The following is a 22,934-nucleotide window of genomic DNA, read 5'->3' as shown; positions in this document are numbered from 1 at the left end:
GGCGATGGTCTCGACGGCGCCTCAAGCATATACAACCGCAAGTACAAAGTAAGTCTCGCCTCGTCGAGGAAATTATTGCAGAAATCGGAGCCAATATGGTATCTCGATCAGAGATCGACGTTGCGATATGAGGTGCTGTGTTACGTGAAGATAATCTTATATTCTTGGAAGAAAATATAGCGGCGCAGAGACTAGTTTTGAAAAATCAAAGAAAACTTCGTCAAAATTCGTCGGATCACCTTCGAAATTACATCAATTGGTTGAAAATGCTGAAAGCGTCCTTTGCCCGCCTGTCAAATAAATCGCGTCGAAATGCAGCCGTCCGGCTGGTATTTGATGAGGTATACTATCTTAACAGGTATCCTGACGTTAAGAAATTTCCGCGGGGGCCGTTTCATCATTATTCGCGCTACGGCTTTAAAGAGCGTCGTTCTCCTAATTTGTTTTTTGACGCCGACTGGTACTTGCGAACGAACCCAACTATTGTAGTCGATGCTAATGATTCTTTAGTCCATTATTTGACTACGGGTGAAAAAGAGGGGCGCTGGCCACACCCTATTTTCAATCCTGCGTGGTATCTTGAAGCCAATCCTGATGTTCTCGAAGCGGGGATGTCACCGCTCCTGCATTTTTTATCGCACGGTCTTAACGAGCGCAGGGAATTCAGTCCATTTTTCAGTTTAAGTTGGTATGAGAGTGAATATCCGGAAACTCGCCAGTCGGGCATACATCCTGGTGTGCATTTTTTGACTGTAGGCAACTCTGGGAATTACAATCCAGGTACACATTTTTCCTGCGATTGGTACAAGTCTGAAAACCCCGATGTAGTTGCTGCCGGTGTTCATCCTTACCTTCATTTCCTCGAATATGGACGCGAGGAAGGCCGATCGCCGTTACCTTATGTCGTCGGTTTAAACACCTGCCAAAGCGACTACCTTTCGGAAGGAACAATTGGCCTTTCAAATTTCGACCAATTAATAACGGCTGAGGACTACGAGCCATCACTCGATAACAGCGAGGGAGAGTTAAATTTTGATATTTCCGGAGCAAAGCTTGTTTCGTTTGATGTCTGGAGCACATTATTACATCGAGAATGCTATCCCGACGAGGTGAAACTTCAATCTGCTCGCTACCTGCTGCTTAATGCTTACGACAGTCTTCGACCGGCATTCCAATCACTTCGGGAACTTTACTGGTCGCGCATTCGGGCGGAGAACAGGTCTGCCCCCAATAACGATTTTGAATACCGCTTCGCCAACGCGGTAGACGTTTGGTTGAACGAAACTTTACAGCCTTCTGTTTCTGATCAAGCCGTTGTGCAACTAAAAGGTAGTTTGCTTGCTCATGAGTTTGAATGTGAGCTTCGCTGTACCCATCGAGATGATCGGACTGCGAAGTTCATTGAGAAGCTGCGACAACCCTACGTATTTGCGTCAGATTTCTATACGTCCGCTGACTTTGTTCGAAAGCTTCTGAAAAGCCATGGCGTTGGAGGACTTTGGTCCAAAGCCTATTGTTCATCGGACTCTTTCGAGAGCAAACGAAGTGGGGCATTGTTCAAACGAATTTTGTCAGATTTCGCACTTCAGCCATCTGAATTAGCGCACTTTGGGGATAATCCGGATGCAGATGGCTCTGTTCCCAGATCGCTCGGCATTTCGGCGTCCTTATACAAGCCTATAAAAGAAACCGATCGCTCACATTGGTATCGTGATGCATTCGAGGATTTTCTTCAGGGCGATTTGTCCAAACATCAAAGGCGGATACTAGCAATATTAGAGGGGCTGTGTAAGGCAAGCGAAAAAACTCATAGGGTAAATAGCGACCTAGCGCTGTTTCAGATAGGGATACGACTTTCGCCGATAGTATTTTCATTTTGCCTTTCCGTGTTTGAGGATGCTGTAAAGAATAAAATCGATAATATATTCTTTTTTACCAGGGAAGGAATTTTTCTAAAGGAAGTATATGATGCCATTTCTAGAGAAAATCCATATATAACTTCCGTTCCGAAATCCTCCATATTAGCTGTGTCCCGCCGAGCAACTTTTGCGGCGTCGATAAAAAATTTCGATATTCGAGATATGATGCGGTTGTGGACGATGTATACTTCACAGTCGTTTCGTGGTTTTGCATTCTCGCTCAATTTGGACGAAGATTTGCTGCGGCGCGTTTGCCAAAGGCATGGGGTTCAGTATGAGAAATCGTTCGTTCATCCGTGGATGAACGAGGATTTTTTGACCGTGCTGAATGACAGTGAGCTGACTGAGCACGCAAGAGAATCCATTCGCGCTCAGCAATTTCTTCTGAAGGGGTATCTCGAACAAGAAGGATTGCAGTCGCATGGAGACACACCAACTACCATCGTAGACATTGGATGGCGCGGTACAATTCAGGATAACATCGCCAGAATATTAGATCGTCCCATAAATGGGCATTACCTTGCACTTTTTAAATTTTTAAACGAGCAATGCAAAAGTGGAAGAAAGTTTGGATGGTTAAACGATGACAATGTAGACCCCGAACAGAGTATACCAGATCAAGTTGCTCCGATTGAAATGATTTATAATGGACGAGGTGGCTCTGTCGTTAGCTATAAGTATTCGGATGGCACCTTTTACCCTGTGAAGGAAATCATCGAGAATGAAGAGAAAATTGTTGAAGAGCTAAAACCACTCCAAGCGGGGATGCTTGCTGCAGTCCCTTATCTCTCTCGTTATATCGGTCTTCATGGTTTGTTGGCCGAACATTTAAAACCATTGGCGCGTCAGCTGAACAAAAGCCTGATCAATAGCCCGCCCATGGCTATCGCTGACCTCTTCTCTCGCCTGGAGCACAATGAGACTTTTGGGGCGGGGCTCGTTGACGAGGTCGGTCGGCAGAGCGAACTCACGCAGTTGCGCGAAGCAAATTCATCGCGCGAAATGCATTACATTCTCAACAATTGGCTAGGATCTGTACGCTGGCGAAATGGTGCGATTCGCCAAAGTGCCGTAGCAAAGTGGTGGGCAGAATCGGCAACCGCATATAGAAGCGCCGCGCCGCTAGCCATAACGCAGGTTTACAGCCCAGCTGTAAATAAGATGATCGGGGAACGGTTGGCAATATATGCCCCTGGTGTGTTGAAAGCGTCGGGCGGTCACCGCACTATCTTCAACGTGGTAAAGAGGCTCTCGCACCTGGGGCTTGAGCCATTTATCTTTCTTGACGGAGAGGGCGCGGGACTGGACGTGGTCGAGGAGTATTTGGCGGGAACGCGTGCTCGGCTGCATACAAATTGGAGACATAACATTGCCTCTACAGTTGCTTTTGCGACAATTGCTTGCTCGGCTGAATTCGTTCGGCAAAACGTTGTTTCCCAGCACAAGTTCTATTTAGTTCAAGACGCTGAAGCGTTTTTTAATCCGGTGGGTGACAATTACATCATGGCGGAGAATAGTTATTCCCAAGGGTTGAATCATATCACAATTGGGAACTGGCTGACTCATCTTATACAAAATCAATATAACGCGCCCACGAATCCTGCCGGATTGGGCATCGATACAACGATCTACCGCCTCGCGGAGCATGGAGCGCGCGACAACGCAGTTTGCATGCTATATCAGCCAGAGAAGCCACGACGCGGAAACATTTTGGGTTTGGCAGCGCTGCGAATTCTGAAACAGAGAAATCCTGGCATTAGAATATATCTGTACGGGTCGAATGAGCGTATTGAAACTGATTTTGAAGCAGAACAGCTTGGCGTGATCTCTGATCTTCGCCAACTAAATGCGCTTTACAACAATTGTCGGGCTGGAATTTGCATTAGTCTCTCAAATCCGTCTCGTATTCCATTTGAAATGATGGCGGCGGGCTGCATCCCCGTCGATGTGTACCGCTATAACAATTTGATGGATTATGAAGATGAAACGGCAATTCTTGCCTATCAGAGCCCTGCGTCGATCGCCGATGCATTGGAGATTGCTGTGGAAAAAAGTGCAAGTGAAAGGGACTTTACGCTGAACTTAGCTACAAAAGCTCTGCGGCGCACTTTGGATTGGGAGAACGATACGATAGTTGGCCACGTGCTGGCGACTGTTGAAAATAGTAACCGATCTTTCAACCGCGTTTGCCCCGCCTATCTGGCATCGGCTGTGATAAGCAAAAGTGATCAAAGTCCTACCGTTGATGCTTTCTGCCATTGGCAATTGAGACTGGCAAAATTGTAAATATAATATTGACAAGCCGCAGGGCAGAAGCGCCATACTCGCCGCCGACATTCGCATATGCCCTGACGGCTCGTGAATGCTATCCTTCAGACATCTTTCGGCGGAACACCCTTTCAAGGAAAAGCCCTAAACACAGACTGCTTAGCCCGACTGCAACAAGATATTCCTTTCCTAATAGCCTAGTGTCATAGCCTTCGAAATAAGCGGATCGCATCCATTCCGTACACTGAAAAATTGGGTTCCATGAGAGTGGTATTGAGAGTGTATCCGGCAACGCAGAAGCAAGGAATAGGGTTCCGGACGATATGTAGACTGCAATCATCAGTAGAGCATAGATGGTAACAAAGAACTCGAAAAACATGACAAGGACACCAACGAGGCTGCCGATGCCGACAGCAAACAGTAGCGTTGCTAAGTACGCGAGAACAGCCTGCTCCGGATCATATGGAGCCGGATCGTCGCCGACAATATAAAGTATGACTATCATGATGGTCATCGTGATCACCGCAGCGACAATTTCTAGAAATGCACGAGCCATCATTACGTCAATTACTTTTACTACCGGAAATCCGAACAAAGGACGGTTCGCTATAAGCGACAATGACATAAATCGCGATACGTACATGAAGGCCAAAGTCGGGATGAGACCAGTCGCGAAGAAGATGTTGATGCTCTGGCCGACGGGCGCTTTGCGTCCTGTGAGATGATATATTACCAATAGGCCCGCCATATGCCCCAAAGGCCATATGGATACAACAAGAAAACCCAAGCCATGATTGAAAAAACGGGTTCGCATGTCGCGAAGAACGACAGCACTCATTACGTTTTTCTTAATAATTAAGGCTTCCAATATTGGATGGCGGGGGCTTGAGGAGGTGCGTGCCATAGATGAGAACGTTCTTTGCCAGAATATTCATAAGAGAGCGTGTTATCAAACGGATATAAAATTGCAACGGTCATGTGTTCCGGCATTCGATTCTGGCTGACATGTGGAACGGCTCGGTCAGTGAAGTAGAAATCGTGTTTCCTGTCAGGTAAGCGGTGCCCCACAAACCGGAATTATGCAGGGACCATAATTATGTGTATTTGTAATTAGCCATTAGAATCAATGCAATTGACCAAGTATTTGATACTCTCTGCAAGCGGTCTTTCTACACTTTGAATGATGAGATCAGGCGACATCGGCGCCTCGTACGGGCTATTGATCCCCGTCATGTTCGGCAATTTCCCCTCGCGCGCCTTCCGGTAGAGCCCTTTCGGGTCACGCTGTTCACAGATATCGAGCGGAGTATCGACAAAAACTTCCAGGAAATTCTCGGAGCCGATCAGTTCGCGCGCCATCTCTCTTTCTCGGCGGAAAGGTGAAATGAAGGCGGTGAGTACGATGAGGCCTGCGTCCATCATCAGCTTGGCCACTTCGGCAATTCGTCTGATGTTCTCCACACGGTCCGCGTCGGTAAAGCCCAGGTCCTTGTTGAGGCCTTGCCTGATGTTGTCGCCGTCCAGAATATATGTGCGCTTGCCTTGATTATGCAGCTCCATCTCGAGGGCATTGGCGAGGGTTGATTTCCCGGAGCCAGACAAGCCCGTAAACCAAATTACCTTGCCCCGATGCTCATTCAAACGCTCGCGGTCTTGCCGGGTGATCGAAAGCATCTGGCGGTGCACGTTCTGAGCGCGTCGAAGATTGTGGCGGATCATGCCGGCGGCGACGGTGGCGTTCGTCAGCCGGTCCACGAGAATAAAGGCGCCGAGCGTTTTCGAGGTTGAATAGCTGTCGAAAACAAGAGGGCGGCTCAGGGATACGTTGCAGACGGCTATGTCGTTGAGCGCCAGGGTTCGCCCGGCGGTGTGTGCAAACGTATCGACATCGATGTGATATTTAATGCTGGTGATTGATGCGGACGCCCATTGGGTCGCAAGCTTGATATCGTATTGACGGCCAATCAGACCCGCATCTGCGTTCATCCAGATCAAGGTGGCTTCAATGTGATCAGACATCTCCAAGGGCTTTTGCGCGTAAGACAGAACATCGCCGCGGGAAACGTCGATGTCTCGATCGAGTCTGAATGTGACGGCTGCCCCTTCGTCGGCCCGCCTCGTCGTCCCATCCATCGCGACGATTTCAGCTACGCGCGCGACTTGACCTGAACCCGTTACGCGTATTTCGTCCCCAATCTCCAACTTGCCCTCGACGATGGTGGCCGAGACACCTCGGAAATCCGCATTCGGTCTATTGATCCACTGCACCGGAATAACAAGTCGGTCGGAGGGCGTGCGCGTTATCTTGATGGTCTCCAAGAACTCCATCAAGGTCGGACCAAGATACCATGGGGTATGTGCGGCGCGCCGGACTATGTTGTCGCCGTGAAGAGCGCTGATCGGGATCTGGGTAATGCTCTCAAATCCAAGCGCGGCGCTGAACGTCGAGATTTCCTTGCATATCTGATCGAATATTTGCTCGTCGTATCCGATCGAATCCATCTTGTTTATCGCGGCGACCACGTGCCGAACGCCGAGCAGCGAGGCGAGATAAGCATGCCGGCGTGTCTGCGTCAGAACACCCTTGCGAGCATCAACGAGCAGGATTGCGACGTCGGCGGACGACGCTGCGGTGGCCATGTTGCGCGTGTATTGCTCATGGCCGGGGCAATCGGCGAGGATGAACTTTCGCTTTGGCGTGGAAAAATAGCGGTAGGCGACATCTATGGTGATGCCTTGTTCGCGTTCGGCGGATAGGCCATCGACCAGCAGTGCGAGATCGATTTCATCGCCCTGCGTGCCATGGCGTTTCGATTCAGCTTTGAGTGCCGCCAATTGATCGTCAAGTAGCTGCTGCGATTCCCAAAGAAGGCGACCGATGAGGGTGCTCTTGCCGTCGTCTACGCTGCCACATGTAATAAGGCGCAAGAGATCCCGAGACTGTTCCTGATGCTGAAAACGCGCAAATACCTCTTCGGATGATAAGAGATCTTGGTTGCTGTTCTGATCCAGGCTGAGCATCAGAAATAACCCTCTAATTTCTTTTTTTCCATGCTCGCCGACGAACCAGTGTCGATCAGCCGGCCTTGTCGCTCGGACACTGGCGCCTGGATGAGTTCCGCGATTATTCCTTCAATGGTATCGGCCTCGGATTCGATAGCACCCGTCAAGGGATAACATCCCAATGTTCGAAAACGAACTTTGCGACGAGTGACTTCCTCGCCGGGCAATAACCTCATGCGATCATCGTCAACGGCAAGGATCATACCGTCACGTAGAACGACTGGACGTTCCTTGGCGAAATACAACGGCACAACTGGAATGCCCTCCTGGAAGATATATTGCCACACGTCCAATTCCGTCCAATTGGAGAGCGGAAAGACCCGTATGCTTTCACCGGGGGCTTTGCGGGTATTGTAGAGGCTCCAAAGTTCTGGCCGCTGATTCTTCGGATCCCAACAATGATTGCGCGTGCGAAAGGAAAATACCCGCTCTTTAGATCGCGACTTCTCCTCATCGCGTCGGGCTCCCCCGAAAATCATATCAAAGCGATGATGATCAAGTGCCTGCTTCAACCCTTCCGTTTTGGTAATGCTGGTGTGAAGCGCCGCGCCGTGGTCAAACGGGTTTATGTCTTTCTCGATCGCCTCAGGATTGATGTGAACCAGCAGATCCATTCCAGTTTGCTGCGGGATAAGATCGCGAAACTGGTACATTTCCTGGAATTTCCATCTTGTGTCCACATGCAACAGGGGCAATGGCGGCTTAGCTGGAAAGAATGCCTTTCTGACAAGATGAAGCAGAACGGAGCTGTCTTTGCCGATTGAATAGAGAAGGACCGGCCTGTCAGCCTCGGCAACCGCTTCGCGAATGATTGTTATGCTTTCCGCCTCAAGTCGATTTATATGCATGCTGATTATTCCGGCAGGCGTCTGGCACTGTCCTGCAGTCGCTTGAACGCTCCTGAATTCAGGTGCCCTGCATGAACGCGTGAATTTCTAACGTGTTCTGGAAAAATAACCGGAGACTGTAAGAATGTGGACAAAGCCATTTTTCTGCTCATCCGCTGCAAAGGGCGTCGTTCAATAATTCAAATATTCGTGAATTGACTCGGGCGATGCGGGCAAGCCCCTGATCGCCCTGATCACCGAATTATTTTGAATGCGATCCCACGCTGCGTCCGCTGGGCTCCATGGTGTAGCAAATTGGTGCGGCAAGCGGGCTCGTGCGCAAGGTCTAATATTCGAGTTTTAAGTCGAAATTTACCCATTAACCGATTTGTCAGCATGTTTTGCTTAAATTCGAATACAGCGCATTTGCGTCGAGCATGATGCTCCGAGTCTGTGATGCCCGGTCACTGGTCGGCACGCGCATTTTGCGCCGATGATTTCATCTGGCGGCAGAGCGATTGCCTGACAATTGCACGATGAGCCCCATGTCGTTTCTTCAGAACACCAAGATTCGCACGAAGATTCTTTCCGTCATCATCCCGATCTGCGTTGTTGGAATTGCCGGCATCATCGCGATGTCGGAGAGTTATAAAGCGACAAATGATGCCTATGCGGGTCTTCTTACAAACGAGGGGACCGCTACGATCCAGATGGCGCGAGCGAGCCAGCGAGTGGTCGCACTCAGCTATAATGCCTATCAGATCCTTGCCTATAGCGCCAAGGATGCGGAGATGCCGGGCTTTGTCAAAGACTACGGCGAAAACAAGAAAGCCTTGTTGGACTGGTTTGACTCTATAAAGCGTCTGGTCCCGGAACAGGCAGCGTCAGTTGATGTGCTGGCGGACAAAGCCAGAGCAATGACCGCCATCATGGATAAGGCCGTCGAAGCCGGAGCAAAGGACGACAACGAGAGTGCCAAAGGGTTGCTGAAACAAGCAGATCCGATGATTGAAGACGAGATCCTGAGTGTCCGGCATTGGATCGAGAACGCCAGCAAGAGCGTCGGGACGCAAAGCGACACTTTAACTAGCCAGGCAAATGGCACGATCCTCTATACATTGACGACGCTCGGCATCGTCTTCGTCGCTGCAATCTTCGCCGGCCTGTTTGTCGCGGCCAAGGGTATTACCACGCCGATCGAGAAACTGCGGGAACGCATGGTGTCTCTTGCCGGTGGAGAAACCGAGACATCTGTCATCGGCCTGGGGCGCAAGGATGAGGTGGGCCAGATGGCCGCAGCCGTTGCCGTCTTCCGCGACAATGCGATCGAGCGCATCCGGCTGGAGCGTGACGCAGATGCCAACCGCAGCCTTTCTGATCGGGAACGTATGGAGCGGGACGCTCAGAAGGCGAGGGAGGCAGCCGAAACCGAATTTGCTGTCAAGGCGCTGGCTGATGGCCTTGGAGCACTGTCAAACGGCAATCTCAACTACCGCATCGACAAGCCGTTCGTCAGCCATCTCGACCAGTTGCGCAGCGATTTCAACGGCTCGATAACAAAGATGCAGCAGGCGCTACGAGCCGTTGGCGACAATGCCCGCGGCATCGATGCCGGTGCCAACGAAATCCGTTCGGCCGCGGACGATCTGTCGAAGCGCACGGAGCAGCAGGCAGCATCCGTCGAGGAAACCGCCGCGGCGCTCGAACAGATCACCACGACAGTTAAAGACTCCACGAAGCGCGCCGAGGAGGCTGGCCAGTTGGTCGCGCAAGCCCGTATCGGCGCCGAAAAGTCGGGTATCGTGATGCGCGAGGCTGTCGCCGCCATGGAGGGTATCGAAAAGTCTTCCAGCGAGATCACGAACATCATCGGCGTTATCGACGAAATCGCCTTCCAAACGAACCTGCTGGCTCTCAATGCCGGCGTCGAGGCGGCGCGCGCCGGCGAGGCGGGCAAGGGCTTTGCGGTCGTTGCCCAGGAGGTGCGCGAATTGGCGCAACGCTCGGCACAGGCTGCCAAGGAGATCAAGGCGCTGATCTCGACTTCCAGCAATCAGGTGCGCAACGGCGTCGAACTCGTGGCGCGGACTGGCCAGTCCCTAAGCCAAATTGTCCAGGAAGTCGAAGAGATCGACGCCAATGTGAAGGCGATCGTCGAGGCGGCACGGGAGCAAGCAACGGGGCTCGCCGAGATCAACACGGCTGTGAACGCAATCGACCAGGGGACGCAGCAGAATGCGGCGATGGTCGAGCAGTCGAACGCAGCGAGCCACAGCCTTGCAAAGGAAGTCGCATCGCTCAACAGTTTGCTTAGCCAGTTCAACGTCGAGGAAGGCTATAGGCAACCGCGTCTGGCCGTGGCGAGCGAACGTCACCAGCCGGCCGCGTCGCCGGCCCGCTCGCTCAGGGCCAAGATCGTCGGCGCTTTCGACGGAGGCGGTGCAACTGCGACGGCAGTGTCCAAGGACGGCTGGGAAGAGTTTTGAGGAAAGTGAAGATGCGTAAGGGCGAGGGATATCCCGCCCTTACAGTTCTCTTTCAATGAGCAGCCGGCCATCTGATATCGGCGGCATGAGCACCCATAAATGGCGTTGCGCAGCATATAGGCATGATCATTTGCTTGGCGGCCGCGACATCGCGATGCCACTGAACCAGCCAGTGGCACCCCCACTAAGCACCTTAGGCTGCGCGCTTCAGCGCATCAGATAGCATGGAGACAATCGTGTCGATCTCCGCCCTGCTGATAATCAGTGGTGGCGAAAGCGCTATGATGTCCCCGGTGACGCGGATCAGCAGACCCTTCTCGAAGCAGTCCACAAACACGTCGTAAGCCCGCGCTCCAGGGGCATCTTTGCGAGGCGCAAGTTCGATCGCTCCGACCAGCCCAAGGTTTCGGATGTCGACGACATGCGGAAGGCCCTTGAGAGAGTGGAGGGCTTCTTGCCAGTGCTCCGCCAGATCGGCTGCTCGCGTCAGCAGTCCTTCTTCCTGGTAGATCTCGAGAGTGGCGAGGCCGGCGGCGCAGGCGACGGGATGGCCGGAATAGGTGTAGCCGTGGAATAGCTCGATCGCGTTCTCCGGCCCGACCATAAGTCCATCATAGACCTTGCGGCTGGCGAAGACGGCGCCCATCGGGATTGTGCCGTTGGTAATGCCCTTGGCGGTGGTGACCAGATCGGGCACGACCCCAAAATACTCGGTGGCAAAGGGTGTTCCGAGGCGTCCGAAGCCAGTGATGACCTCGTCGAAGATCAGCAGAATTCCGTACTTGTCCGCGGTAGCACGCAATTTCTCCAGATAGCCTTTGGGAGGCAGGACGACGCCTGCCGATCCGGACATCGGTTCGACGATGACGGCCGCTATGGTTTCGGCGCCATGTAGCGCGACGAGCCGTTCCAGATCATCTGCAAGCTCAACGCCATGCTGCGGAAGCCCTTTCGAAAAGGCATTGCGCTCGATGTCGAGCGTGTGGCGCATATGATCTGCCGGGATCTGCGGGAAGACGCGGCGATTATTGACGAGGCCGCCGACCGAGATGCCGCCGAATCCGACGCCGTGGTAGCCCTTTTCGCGTCCGATGATCCGCGTGCGGATGCCCTGGCCGATGGCACGTTGGTAGGCAATGGCAATCTTGAGAGCGGTATCGACGGATTCGGAGCCGGAACCGGTGAAGAACACGCGGTCGAGTTTGGCTTCGCCACCACCAGGCGCATTCGCGGCCAACTTCGTGGCGAAGTCGAACGCGATCGGGTGCCCCATCTGAAAGGTCGGCGCGTAGTCCAAGGTGGCGAGCTGTCGCTCGACGGCCTCCGCAATCTTCTTGCGGCCATGGCCGGCATTCACGCACCAGAGGCCGGCGGTGCCATCGAGAACCTGGTTCCCATCGACATCGGTGTAGTACATACCGTCTGCAGCGGCCAATAGGCGCGGTGCTGCCTTGAACTGCCGGTTCGCCGTAAACGGCATCCAGAAATTGTCGAGAACGGGGGTGTTCGGCTTACTGACCTGATCCATAATTGGCCTCCTCTTTGGAATAGCAATCAGATCGACGATTTCCCTTCTTCAAACAAGTCCTTTTCTTTATGGCTCTAACCAATTGAAATTTATGGCGGCAGCATATAGGTTTTTGCCTATTCTGAACAACAGGAACGCCACCACATCATGTCCGTCGACATCGGCAATCGTCTCCGCCACCTGCGCATTGCGCACAACCTTTCGCAGCGCGAGCTTGCCAAACGCACCGGCGTGCCGAATTCGACGATCTCTCTCATCGAGTCGAACGCCTCGAACCCGTCGGTGGGCGCGTTGAAGAGAATTCTGGATGGCATCCCGATCGGCCTGGCGGAGTTTTTCGCATTCGAGCCCGCTCGGCCAAAGAAGGCGTTTTATGCCGCGGAAGAATTGGTCGAGATCGGCAAGGGCGCTATCTCATATAGGCAGGTTGGAGAGAACCTGTTCGGGCGCAGTTTGCAGATCCTGAAGGAGCGCTACCAGCCCGGCGCCGATACTGGAAAGGTACCTCTCGTCCACGATGGAGAAGAAGGCGGGATCGTTCTCTCGGGAAGGCTCGAGGTCACGGTCGACGACGAGCGGCGAATCCTCGGCCCTGGCGATGCCTATTATTTCGAAAGTCGACGCCCGCATCGGTTCCGATGCGTCGGGCCGGTAGCTTGCGAGGTCATCAGCGCCTGCACGCCGCCGACGTTCTGATTAGTTACTGCGGCCCTCAATGCGAGCGAGTACCCGGTCGAGTGCGGCCGTCAGCGCCTGTCGTCCGCCCTTCGTCTCAAAGTCCGAGAAAACCTGTTCGTTCAGGCCGCCCTTGGTGGCGAATTCAGAGCTCAGAGAACTGAAGGACGTGACGCCCGGCTCGTTGGCCCTTTGCGCCAAACTCGCAAATAGTGGCGCGATATAGGCCTGGCCCTTCGATCGATCGAGCCCATTCTTTTCCAGCCAGTCGGTCGTGAACTCCATGATGCCGAAGAAGGTCGACATCATGGCGCTGGCAGCGGCAAGAAGGTCATATTCTTTTCGGGATTCGCATTGAACGGCGGTGCCAAGGGCATCGAAGAGGCCGGCTATTTCGGGATCGGGAGGATAGATGGCCGTCACACCTTGGCGATCTGCCACGAATGGCAAAGGGATCGCCTGCACAAGGTCGATGTCCGCGCGGATCCAGTCGAGCAGACTTTGACGCTCCACCGTAGCCACGACGCTGACAACGCGTTGCCCATCTTTGAAACGAAGCTCACGTATAACGTCTTCGGCAATCTGCGGGCGTATGGCAAGGACGACGATATCGCTATGTTCGACGACCGTCTGGTTGTCAGCCGCTACAGTTACGCTGTCGTACTTGGCGGCAAGATTTGCTGCGATCTCCGCATTGCGAGGCGAGACATGGATTTCGGATACATGCGCCGGCTCAGCCAGTAGGCCCCGCACCATGGCCTCCGTGATCGCGCCGGTTCCGACGAAACCAATAGCCTTCATCCTCGCCACCTATTCCGCCGCCCGCGCGGGTCCGAGCGGGACATCGGTCGTGTAGTTCTCGCGCATGAAGTTGATGAAGTTGTGCTGGAACTGTCGGGTATGAGCATGGGCGAGTTCATCCGCCAGATCGACGTTCTTGTCCCGGATCGCCTCCAGCATCAGACTGTGCTCATCGGTGAGGAGATATCCCTCATGGGTGCGCTCGAGATATTCGAAATGCAGGTGCAGCATGCGCTGACCCTGAGACAGAAGCTTGTGATAGAAGGATGCCAGATACTGGTTCTTGCCGGCATAGGCGATCGCCATGTGGAACTCTTTGTTCGCCTCCGACATCGCCAGATGATTTCCGGTTTTGACGGCGGCGGCAAATGCCTTTTCCCGTTTGGCAATCAGCTTCAGGTCGGCTTCGGTTCGCAGTGCCGCGGCCAGGCGCGTGTTCATCCTCTGGGCGATGTCGAGCGCCTCCACATATTTCGGAAAGGTCGCCACTTCGATTGGCGCAACGATTGTGCTGCGGTTGGAGAGCGTGACGACGAGCTCGTCTCCGCCCAAGCGGATTAGGGCTTCGCGCACCGGCGAACGCGACATGTCAAAACGCTCGGCCAAGGTCATTTCATCGAGAAGCTGACCCGGCGGCAAGGTGAGAGAAAGAATCTCGCTTCGCAGCGTATCGTAGACGCTCTTCCATCCGGTTCCCCGGATTCGTTTCACTTCAGCCTCGTCAGACACTTAGGTACCTTTCATTCGCAGATGCCGCATTGGGTCAAAAAAGGCAGCATGTCAGCAATGTAGTTTTTTCGCTCGGTTTTGTCGACATGCTGTTGACGTGATTTGCTGACCAACGTGCAATCCGCCATAGGCTGGCCGAAGAAGACTTGCGCCTCTCAGCGTAGGTCTTCGCGAAGCTCACGTACGCCTCGCCCGAGACGTTGTCGCAAGAGCGTGCGCAAGGTCGCCCCATCGACGTATCCCACCTTGGCGGCGATGGCGTCGAGGTCGAGCCCGCTGCCATGGATCAGGTTTTGTGCTCGTTCGACCCGAAGGTCCTGAAAGTAGGACAAAGGTGATTTGCCGAGCACTTCCTGGCAACGGCGTTGCAGGGAGCGAGGGCTTGTCGCCAGCGCGGTGGCGGCTTCCCGCAACGAGAAGCCGTCCTGCAAATGCTCCCGCGCCCATCGCTCGAAGCGCAGGATGAGGGGATCGGCCTGCGCCAAATGATTGGGGATGATGTAGGGCGCTTGGGAAGAGCGGATGTCCGCGAGCAGGTAGCGCGAGATCAAACTGCCCCTGACCGAAACCGGGCTGATGACCTTTGAGTTTATCCCCGTCGGCCCGCTCGCGCCGCTAGGCCGCCTGATCCAGAGCAAGTAAGCTCTGGAGCTATCGTTATAAAACACCCGTCCTTATCAGTGGCGTCATAGGCGCCACTGGCAGGCTTTCCCGTCCTTCACAAGGCTCGGTTGCGCCGAGGCGGCCGGTGATTGTCGAGATCGTCGGCAAGATCCTTGAGAAGGTGATCGCAGGTCGCAGGCCTCAGACGAGCGCTTCTCGGTTAAATCTCATCGGGCGCGCCAGTTGCTTTGCGTGGATGAGCTAGTACATCCGCAACCTCATAATGTCCGTTAAGCCGCTTCGAGGAGTCTTTTGGTGCGCGCAAGACCGCGTTCGCAGGTTCCCCAAAAGCTCGCATGACTTTGCGGCGGAGTGCGCGCGCCGGCGAAGCTACTGGCATTGACGAGCCGTCGCTAACAGCAATCTTTGGTAACGCGGTTCGCCGCTTGAAACGAGCAATCATCCTTGCGGCTCGGGAGGCGCTTTGCTCGAATTGCGCTGCTCCGGATACGTTGAGCGTGGACCGGATCGTTGCCATTGCGAGATTGACGTTTCTTTGAATTTGTCCAATGGAACCTCGAAACTGGCCACGCATGGATGCCGATAAATCGCCATTGGCCAGCGCCTCCGTTACTCGATTGATCTCAAGCACGCCCTCTTCTAACGTCCAGACCATTCTGTTAACGGCAATCGCTGCGCGGTCGAGGTTGGGATCGTCGTAACCCTCAGCCATGCGAGCGGTAAGGTCACCTTCAATAACCGCCGTGGTCATCGTTTCAATGTCAACGGCAAAGGCGCTCTCTCCGTTGACGGATGAAGCGGTATCCGTTCCCTCCTTGTCGGCCCGTGGGGGCATTCCCGCTACCGTTCCCGCTTCAGACATGATCGCTGTCGTTAACGCAGGATTCCCCGCATCCGCACGATGAACAGGGGTTGGGCTTTCAGATAATTGCGTGCTGTTGACGAGCGTTGCTAAGATCACTGCGATGCCCAGACACAGCGTACCGATCAGTGCGACGTCTTCGAAATTCGGGATGGGATGGTGGGCGAGAGCGACAGCCTGGGCGAGGGCGACTAGCAGCAAGGCGATAGTGGCGCGAAGCTTTGTTGTGAGACTTTGCATTCTGCTATCCAGTTTGCCCGCATCCGTAGTTGAGCAAGAAAGTGGGACACCCACGGCCACCTCAAACCAGTTAGGCTGTCACCAATCCTGACTGGTTGTTGAGCGGCTTGCCGGCGTCAAACGCGATCCAGCAAGCTTCTAAAAGCTTAACGGGAGCTTGAGGGGCGTGTCTCCTGGCGGGCTCTCTTCCGGAATGCTTCCACTTTTGTGCCGATTCCGGATATTTGTGCGAAAATTGGATGAAGATCAGGGGGTATTCGCTGCAGCTAGCCGCGCGAGCCGGCTCAGTAACCGAACAAGGAGGTGGTGATCATATCAGCCGCTTTCACCGACTGCGAGCGGGTCTGAGAGGAGAAGACCCATTCCAGGACCGGAGCGCCGTACCTGCGATTGATCACTAAGGAATAGCAGCCGCTATACGGTTCTTTGGCGCTCGAGATTTCAGGTTCGTGCGGCGGTCGAAACCTCGATTGCCGGCGTGATCGGCTTTGCGATCAGCATCTCGCTCAACTTCATGTCCTTGGCAGCCCTGTCAGCAAATGCTTCGCGGGACGCTTAGGGACGATACCACTTTGGGCTCCAGGCGGCTACTCATCGACAAAGCCGCCGGCGTGCTTTGACAGCGGATCTCGGTAACGAGATGGTCAGCGAGCCTGACGGCGAAGGCGACGGCTGGAAGCGTGGGGTTAGCTTGTCCGGACGTGGGAAAAATGCAGCTTCCGGCGATATAGAGGTTGACGATGTCGATGATGCGACAGTTGTGATTGACGACGGCGTGCTTGCGGTCGACGCCCATCTTGGTCAACCCGATCTGATGGTAGCCATCCTTGGCTTGCGCATCGATATGCTCTTCAAGGTGTTCGGGTGCTGTGTCGAAGATCAACTTGCCTATTTTGCGCTCCTTGAGCCATCGATCGAGGGCAAGATGCGCGTTGAGCGTGCCGCTGATATCCTGAGGTAAATATCGGAACGAGACCTCGAGCTTGAACTGGCCATCCGCATCTTGCTCGGGCTTGAGGAAGGCGCGGTTTGAACTGCTTGGAATTTGCTCTCCGTGGTAGCGAAGCCCGTATCTGAGGTCAGGTCTGCGGAGCACAAGATATGGCTCAGCGACGCCGTATTTTTGGCGAAGCAACTCCAACGCGGAAAAGGTCGCGCCAATCGGATGGCGCAGGACATTATGCAGCACATTATAGTAACGGGATCGATCGGCCTCGCCCCACGTCGCTTTGTGGACGACCGCCTTCTTACTGTTCCAGAGATATAGCAGCGAGAGCGCTGGGTCGGCCTCACCGAAAGCGGCCCTCCGGTTCGTCGGCCAAAAGGCAATATTTGGCAGCTTGAGTGTCCGTTGCAATTTGGGGCCAGGTTGAAACCGGTTACACACGAAGGTTCCGGTGGATGTGCGCTTAAAAAGATACCGTTCGGCATGCTCCTTGGTGGTGAATTCGATCTGCGCGATCTGTCCGGCGAGGTGTCCCATGTAGAAGCGCCCGAGCGGCCCGTCGCTTCCGCCGAACAGTTGCGGATAGGCGACCTGAAGGTTCAGCAGCAGCCGGGTATTGCCCCTGCCTCCGCAGGCCAGCACATAATGCTCGGCGCATACCTTGTACGAGCCACCGCGGCAGCCAATCGATATGGAATGTAGCCGTCCTTGCACGGGGTCGAACCCCAGAGCTTTGACCCTCGCGTCCAGGATGACGAAGAGGTTCTGCGAAGAGGTGAGCTCAGCCCTGTTGGCTTTCGCTGTGTTGCGTATGCGTGTCCAGCTTTCCCGTGATGCCGGAAAATCAGTCTCCGATTCCGGCTCCGATCGCTCGCCGGCGACGTTGCTACTCAAAAGAGACCGCGCGCGCTGATAGAACGGCGAAATCTTTTCGTGAGCAATAGGCCAGCCGGAGTGTGCGACATAATCCCTTGCTTCGAAGTCTATATCGTCCAGCTCAACGCATTGCCCACCCCATCGTTCGGACGTGCCGCCAAGTCCGGTGGCAGAGGTAACCTGGTCCGCAGCGTGATAGATGTCGTCGTCTATATCGAAACCTGTTTCGTTTCGTTCGGGCCGTTTCGATTGTTTCGGGCCGGCTTCGATAAGCAGCGTTCGCATGCCGCGCCTGCTCAATTCGAGCGCAGCGGCAATACCGACCGGACCTGCACCCACAACGCACACGTCAAAGCCGTGCTGAAACACCTCTGGACCCGCAAACATTTTCGCCCCCAACGTTCGAGCAATGTCCTTATGGTAATAGCCGCAATCACCTTTCCGTCCCCTGGCGGCACTGCGGATCGGCCTCGGCGCGATCGCCACCTGATTGAAGGCGGAGGCGCGGACCTAACGCGGCACGCTAATGCTTCACAATCTGCAGAACAATTTCACCTAAAGTAGAATGAATCGGCTCGTCACCTCGGGCAAAAGGATTAGTGACGGCCTTGCACGCTCCACGATGACGTTCATCGCCCAGCCGAAAAAGCGATCCGCGATGGCAACCGAAGATAGCGTCGAGATACAAGAAAACATCTAGTTCAATTTGATGTTTCCAACAGCGCAATCATAGTTTTGGCACTGTTTTCGCGAGCATCCATCGGGACCCGCGAGCAATACGAAAACAATACACGGCCTGACCGTGATGTGATGACGGCAGCCGTTCTCGCAAGCTTAGCGCGCCGCGGGCGCTGCGTTCACGCGCTGACGATGATGATGCCGGCGTCGTCGCTCATGCGCCGATTTCGATCATGATGCGATCGCCTTCCAGCTTGACCGGATAGGTTCTCAGATTGATGCATACCGGCGCACCACGAGCCTCTCCCGTCTTGTAGCTGAAGCGTCCATTGTGTTTTGGACACTCGATGATGTCATCCATGACAAGCCCGTCGGCCAGGTGAATCTTTTCATGGGTGCACAGCCCGTCGGTTGCGAAAAATTCGTCGTCCGGGCTTCGGTAGATCGCGAATGTTCGTCCGGCGTGATCAAACCGGAGGACGTCCTCCTGATCGATATCGTCGGGTGCACACGCGTCGATCCATGTCGTCATTTATCGTCTCCTCGCTATTGCCCGCCGGCGGCTCGCCACCAAGCGCAAAAGATGTTGTCTTGCGGGAGGAGCGTCGCGCTGGGACTCAGGGGCGCTGTCCTTGAGCCTTGATCTCGCTCAGCTTTTCCTCCCCGAGCAACATCGACCATGCGCGAAATAGCGCTTCACATTCCACGCCGATTATGATCATTTTTGATCAGGGGAGAAACAGAATGAAGAAAGCTCGCTTGGTCGATATTGCGGCCGCCGCAGGCGTCGGCATTGCAACCGTCGAGCGCGTTCTTAATGAGCGAGGAGGGGTCAAGCCCCAGACGGCAGAGAAGGTGGTGCTGGCCGCCAAGCGGCTGGGGTATAAGGGAGTGATCCCGAATCTCTATCGCGGAACGATCCGCATCGAGGTCATCCTTGTGAGACCTGAGTCGCCGTTCTTCAGCAGGCTCAATCGCGCATTTGAACGGATTGCCGCCTCGCTGGACAGCTCGATTGCCGTTCACAGAACCTTCGTCGAGGAGAACGATCCCGAGAAGTTTGCCGCCCACATATCCAACAGCGCTATCCGCCGCCACGCCCTGATTGTTGTCGGCCTCGACCATCCGAAAGTCAGGCAGAGCCTTGATCACGCCCGTAGTGCCGGCATAGAAGTCGTCCAGATCGTTTCCTATACGTCCGGCAGGGACGATGTGTTCGTGGGCATCGATAATTACGCGGCCGGACGAACCGCAGGCTTCTATATGTCGCGAATGCTTCGACCGGCGGCGGGAAGCATCGTCGCCATCTGTCATAGCTGGGCCTATCAAATTCATAAGGAGCGCATTCGCGGCTTTTCCGATTACTTCGCCGCCCACGGCAACCCGGCGCATCAGTTTTCGGAGGTTATATTCGGTCTGGATGACGATGTGAGATCCGCCGAACTGCTGAGACAGGCGTTGCGTCGCGGGACGGACATCGCCGGCATCTACAATGCCGGCGGCGCCAATCTCGGTGTTGGATCGGTTCTTCAGCGCTATCAGCAGCAGGAAAAGAGGGAGTTCATCTGGATCACACATGAACTCAACGACGAAACGCGCCGCTTCATCGTTTCAGGGCTGATGACGCTTGTTTTGGATCAAGCTCCGGAAACTCAGGCGAGACGCGCATTGGACACCGTTCTTTCGAGATTGGGTGTCATCGACGTGCCTGTTAGCCGGGATCCGGTTCCGTTCTTGACGTATACGGCGGAAAATATTGCAGTTAAATAGCGCGCACTGCCCAGGATTGAAGTCTCGATCTCTGGAAGATGAATTGCCGCTCTCTTTGACAAAGCCGAAAACGCTATCAGCAGGGTTCGTTGAGAATGTAGTTCAATCGTTCCCCCGTACGTGTCCACCAGCGATCCTTGTTTCTCAAGCACTACGACGCTACATTCGTTAGAGGGAAGTTCGGTAGTGTGGAAGATGTCGATTGTTGCAGTAAAAGTTCTATCCACTGTCAACGCCCCTTATGGGACGGCGCTTTCGGCTGAGCAGTTGGCATCAAAGATTTCAGATCCTGCCAGCGCCGACTATTTCGATCCGTCGGCCTTCTCCTTTTTTTCAGAAGTGGATGAGGGCCTGCAAAACTTGTTTCTGGACGAAATGCATATCGATCGAGTGATAGCCTCCGATCTTGCCCGGAAGTTCTCGGTACTCGCTGGTTATACGCTGCCTCTGGCGCGGGTGGCATAGTTGATTAAATACGCTGAAAGCAAATGGGCCGATCTCTTTGACCAGGCCACCAGCATCATCGACCAAGCAAACCGCGAATTCAACTTAATCGACAGTTGGACCTTTGGGGGCGGTACGGCGCTGATGCTCCAGATCGATCACCGCGAAAGCTTTGACGTCGACATCTTCGTTCAAGATCCGCAACTTTTGCCGTATCTCAATCCGCAGACACAGGGATATGAACTCGATATCAGCCCGGACGGATACGAATCCGACGGATCGAGAGCATTAAAGATCGTCTTCGAAGGTGTCGGCGAGCTCGACTTTATCTGCGCCCCAAGTTTGACCGATAACCCAACGATAGAGGCACGGGTGCGCGGGCGAGACGTCCTGCTCGAAACTCCCGCGGAAATTATCGCAAAGAAGATATATTATCGCGGGGCGTCTATGCAGCCACGTGACATGTTCGATCTCGCCTGCGTGGTGAAGGCCCTCGGAACAGACTATGTCGTCAAGACCCTGTCACCCTTTAGAGATGGATGCGAGAAGGCTCTGAACGTCGCTCGCCAGATGAACCCGCAGTTCGCGGAGGCCATCATGAAGAAGCTACTGTACCGCGAGAGCTTCTCTGAGATTCCGGCAGAGGCGCAGGCAATGACAGTTGAGCTTCTGGAGACTGTCTGCGCCCTTCCAACAGGCGCACAGCCCAGCACATAGTATAGTAACTTAATTACCCGACAACGGGGCCGACAAAGTACCTGTTATTATCGATGGACCTTTGGGTGAACGCCCTGCCCATGGTGCGTCTGGCGACCCGAACGCGGGTGAATCTGATTGGTGGCGGTGCTATCTACGGAACATATCGGGCATTTTTCGTCGCCAGCGTGAACGGCCAAGGCGGAGCCTGCGAAGGAGGGGTCGCAGGCTCCGGCATTTCCCGCCTTAAGTAGGCCTCTCAGGCGGGGGAGAACCAAATTGCGCCTATGAAGCATGCGCGCTGTCGCCAGGCCCTTGAGATCGTTGCTCGACCAGGACGATCCCGGACGGGATAAGGCCTTGAGCTAGCTCGTGCTTCCGGAGCTGCGCGCCTGCTTTTCGGCGTATTTTCGTGCCCGCTCCATAAAGCGTCTGTTCATGCGGTCTTCGGCCTCTTTCGAGCCGTCATGGAACGTGCCGAACCACTTGTCGAGCGGGATGACGCCATCGGCGTAATTGCACTCGAAGAACTTGTGATGCAGGTAGTGGTCGTAGGCGTGGGTGTCGATGGCGGCATCGTCTGCGATCACGATCTTATCGAAGCCCGCATGGCCAGGGGCCGGCGCGAGGGCTGCATGGGTTAGATGGAAGAGGGCATGGATCGGATTGGAGGGTACGATCCAATGGATGAGCGCGCCCGAGAAATACAGCAGATGCTCTACGGGGTGCATCGCAAGGCCAGACCACGGGCCGGGGTTGACATTGTTATGATGCAGCTTGTGAACGGCATGATAGAGCGGCGGCCAGTGAATGAGGCGATGGACCAGATAGAAATGCAGGTCGCGGAATGCCGGGATCAAAAGCATGATCACAGTGCAGTAAACCGGATGTTCGGCGAAATCGACATAGGGAATGATGCCGTTCGCGAAAGCCCATAGGGTCAGGACTTCGAAGGCAGTCCAAAGCGGGACCGCGCTTGCGAATGTCCAGATCACATTGTCGATGGTCTGATTGCTGAAGAGAAATGCCGAATTGTTTTTGGACGGCCACTTGCCGTTATATTTGAAACTCGTGCCCTGCTTCTTCTGCATGTAAAGCCGCAAATGAAACGCACCGAAGAACAGGAAGACGAGGGTGGCATTGCGCGCGAGAAGACAGGCTATCCAGCCCGGCTCAAGGGTCTTCATCGTCTCCATCGAGGGTGTCGCATAGAACCACAGTAGCGTTGCGACGACAGCATAGACGGCGTTCCAAGGCATGAGATACCCCGGATATCCAAAGAACCATTTCAGGAAGGCGGCCGGCTGGGCCGGCCAGATGAAGACAGGAGGATATTTGAGAAGCTTGTTGGGCTTCCAGTCCCCTCGTTTGTCGCGCGTGCCGTAGAGCGTGTCATCCATCGTGTTCCTCCCAATTTCCGGAATGCATGCGATCAGTCTCACCGACGCCGGTTCGAAACGACAGCAGAGTTTTGATGAAAATTACTCAGACCAACCGTGAGG

The 22,934-nt window shown here is 54.4% G+C and carries 16 protein-coding genes and 1 pseudogene; 6 read left to right on the top strand and 11 right to left on the bottom strand.

The genetic code is table 11. The annotated features are described in order from the left end of the window. The first annotated feature begins 137 nt into the window (after window positions 1-137). On the top strand, window positions 138-4,205 hold the full coding sequence (locus tag N2601_RS25040) for a rhamnosyltransferase WsaF family glycosyltransferase (protein ID WP_260304075.1): 4,068 nt from the start codon (window positions 138-140) through the stop codon (window positions 4,203-4,205). 79 nt (window positions 4,206-4,284) lie between these two features. Here N2601_RS25040 and N2601_RS25035 read toward each other — a convergent pair whose 3' ends face one another. The 3 genes from N2601_RS25035 to cysD form a co-directional block, all read right to left on the bottom strand. Further along, window positions 4,285-5,025: an ABC transporter permease gene (locus N2601_RS25035; RefSeq protein ID WP_260304074.1), complete on the bottom strand. Its 741-nt coding sequence runs from the start codon at window positions 5,023-5,025 to the stop codon at window positions 4,285-4,287. Window positions 5,026-5,297: 272 nt separating this feature from the next. Beyond that, window positions 5,298-7,208: a sulfate adenylyltransferase subunit CysN gene (gene cysN / locus N2601_RS25030; RefSeq protein WP_260304073.1), complete on the bottom strand. Its 1,911-nt coding sequence runs from the start codon at window positions 7,206-7,208 to the stop codon at window positions 5,298-5,300. Next, complete coding sequence (gene cysD / locus N2601_RS25025; RefSeq protein ID WP_260304072.1) at window positions 7,208-8,098, bottom strand: sulfate adenylyltransferase subunit CysD; 891 nt, start codon at window positions 8,096-8,098, stop codon at window positions 7,208-7,210. Before cysD ends, cysN begins: the two co-directional genes overlap by 1 nt. Window positions 8,099-8,622: 524 nt before the next feature. Here cysD and N2601_RS25020 point away from each other — a divergent pair. Continuing rightward, window positions 8,623-10,563 carry a methyl-accepting chemotaxis protein gene (locus N2601_RS25020; protein ID WP_260304071.1) on the top strand — a complete coding sequence of 647 codons (1,941 nt, stop codon included), beginning with the start codon at window positions 8,623-8,625 and terminating at the stop codon, window positions 10,561-10,563. Between the two features lie 193 nt (window positions 10,564-10,756). Here the strand turns inward: N2601_RS25020 and N2601_RS25015 are convergent, their stop codons facing one another. After that, a complete protein-coding gene (locus N2601_RS25015) occupies window positions 10,757-12,091 on the bottom strand; it encodes an aspartate aminotransferase family protein (RefSeq protein ID WP_260304070.1) in 1,335 nt (444 codons plus the stop codon). Window positions 12,092-12,238: 147 nt separating this feature from the next. Here N2601_RS25015 and N2601_RS25010 point away from each other — a divergent pair, with 147 nt between their 5' ends. After that, a complete protein-coding gene (locus N2601_RS25010; protein WP_260304069.1) occupies window positions 12,239-12,787 on the top strand; it encodes a cupin domain-containing protein in 549 nt (182 codons plus the stop codon). On the opposite strand, the gene N2601_RS25005 is transcribed toward N2601_RS25010, so the two are convergent. The 6 genes and pseudogenes from N2601_RS25005 to N2601_RS24980 form a co-directional block, all read right to left on the bottom strand. After that, window positions 12,788-13,567 (bottom strand): pyrroline-5-carboxylate reductase, encoded by a 780-nt coding sequence (locus tag N2601_RS25005; protein ID WP_260304068.1) that lies wholly within the window; start codon window positions 13,565-13,567, stop codon window positions 12,788-12,790. 9 nt (window positions 13,568-13,576) lie between these two features. Then, window positions 13,577-14,296, bottom strand: a complete 720-nt coding sequence (locus tag N2601_RS25000; protein WP_260304067.1) for a GntR family transcriptional regulator — start codon at window positions 14,294-14,296, stop codon at window positions 13,577-13,579. A 155-nt stretch (window positions 14,297-14,451) separates the two neighbouring features. Then, window positions 14,452-14,850 (bottom strand): annotated as a pseudogene (locus tag N2601_RS24995) (helix-turn-helix domain-containing protein); the annotation flags it as partial. Window positions 14,851-15,119: 269 nt separating this feature from the next. Further along, entirely contained in the window at window positions 15,120-16,022 is a 903-nt protein-coding gene (locus N2601_RS24990) for a hypothetical protein (RefSeq protein WP_260304066.1), read from the bottom strand. Window positions 16,023-16,554: 532 nt separating this feature from the next. Beyond that, the gene (locus tag N2601_RS24985) at window positions 16,555-18,231 is read right to left on the bottom strand and encodes an FAD-dependent oxidoreductase (RefSeq protein WP_260304065.1); all 1,677 of its coding nucleotides are present in this window, start codon (window positions 18,229-18,231) and stop codon (window positions 16,555-16,557) included. A 505-nt stretch (window positions 18,232-18,736) separates the two neighbouring features. Continuing rightward, a complete protein-coding gene (locus N2601_RS24980; RefSeq protein WP_260304064.1) occupies window positions 18,737-19,054 on the bottom strand; it encodes a MocE family 2Fe-2S type ferredoxin in 318 nt (105 codons plus the stop codon). A gap of 212 nt (window positions 19,055-19,266) precedes the next feature. Here N2601_RS24980 and N2601_RS24975 point away from each other — a divergent pair, with 212 nt between their 5' ends. The 3 genes from N2601_RS24975 to N2601_RS24965 all read left to right on the top strand — a co-directional run bounded on the left by N2601_RS24975 (window position 19,267) and on the right by N2601_RS24965 (window position 21,453). Next, window positions 19,267-20,292 carry a LacI family DNA-binding transcriptional regulator gene (locus N2601_RS24975; RefSeq protein WP_260304063.1) on the top strand — a complete coding sequence of 342 codons (1,026 nt, stop codon included), beginning with the start codon at window positions 19,267-19,269 and terminating at the stop codon, window positions 20,290-20,292. Window positions 20,293-20,487: 195 nt separating this feature from the next. Then, a complete protein-coding gene (locus N2601_RS24970) occupies window positions 20,488-20,757 on the top strand; it encodes a hypothetical protein (RefSeq protein WP_104827035.1) in 270 nt (89 codons plus the stop codon). Window positions 20,758-20,880: 123 nt separating this feature from the next. Then, window positions 20,881-21,453: a nucleotidyl transferase AbiEii/AbiGii toxin family protein gene (locus N2601_RS24965; protein WP_283053806.1), complete on the top strand. Its 573-nt coding sequence runs from the start codon at window positions 20,881-20,883 to the stop codon at window positions 21,451-21,453. 344 nt (window positions 21,454-21,797) lie between these two features. On the opposite strand, the gene N2601_RS24960 is transcribed toward N2601_RS24965, so the two are convergent. Then, window positions 21,798-22,832 carry a sterol desaturase family protein gene (locus N2601_RS24960; RefSeq protein ID WP_260304061.1) on the bottom strand — a complete coding sequence of 345 codons (1,035 nt, stop codon included), beginning with the start codon at window positions 22,830-22,832 and terminating at the stop codon, window positions 21,798-21,800. Window positions 22,833-22,934 lie beyond the last annotated feature (102 nt).

It is taken from the genome of Rhizobium sp. CB3060 (assembly GCF_025200735.1).
GTDB lineage: Bacteria > Pseudomonadota > Alphaproteobacteria > Rhizobiales > Rhizobiaceae > Rhizobium.
Note: the sequence above shows the minus strand (reverse complement) of the source record. Positions and strands in the feature narration are given on the sequence as shown.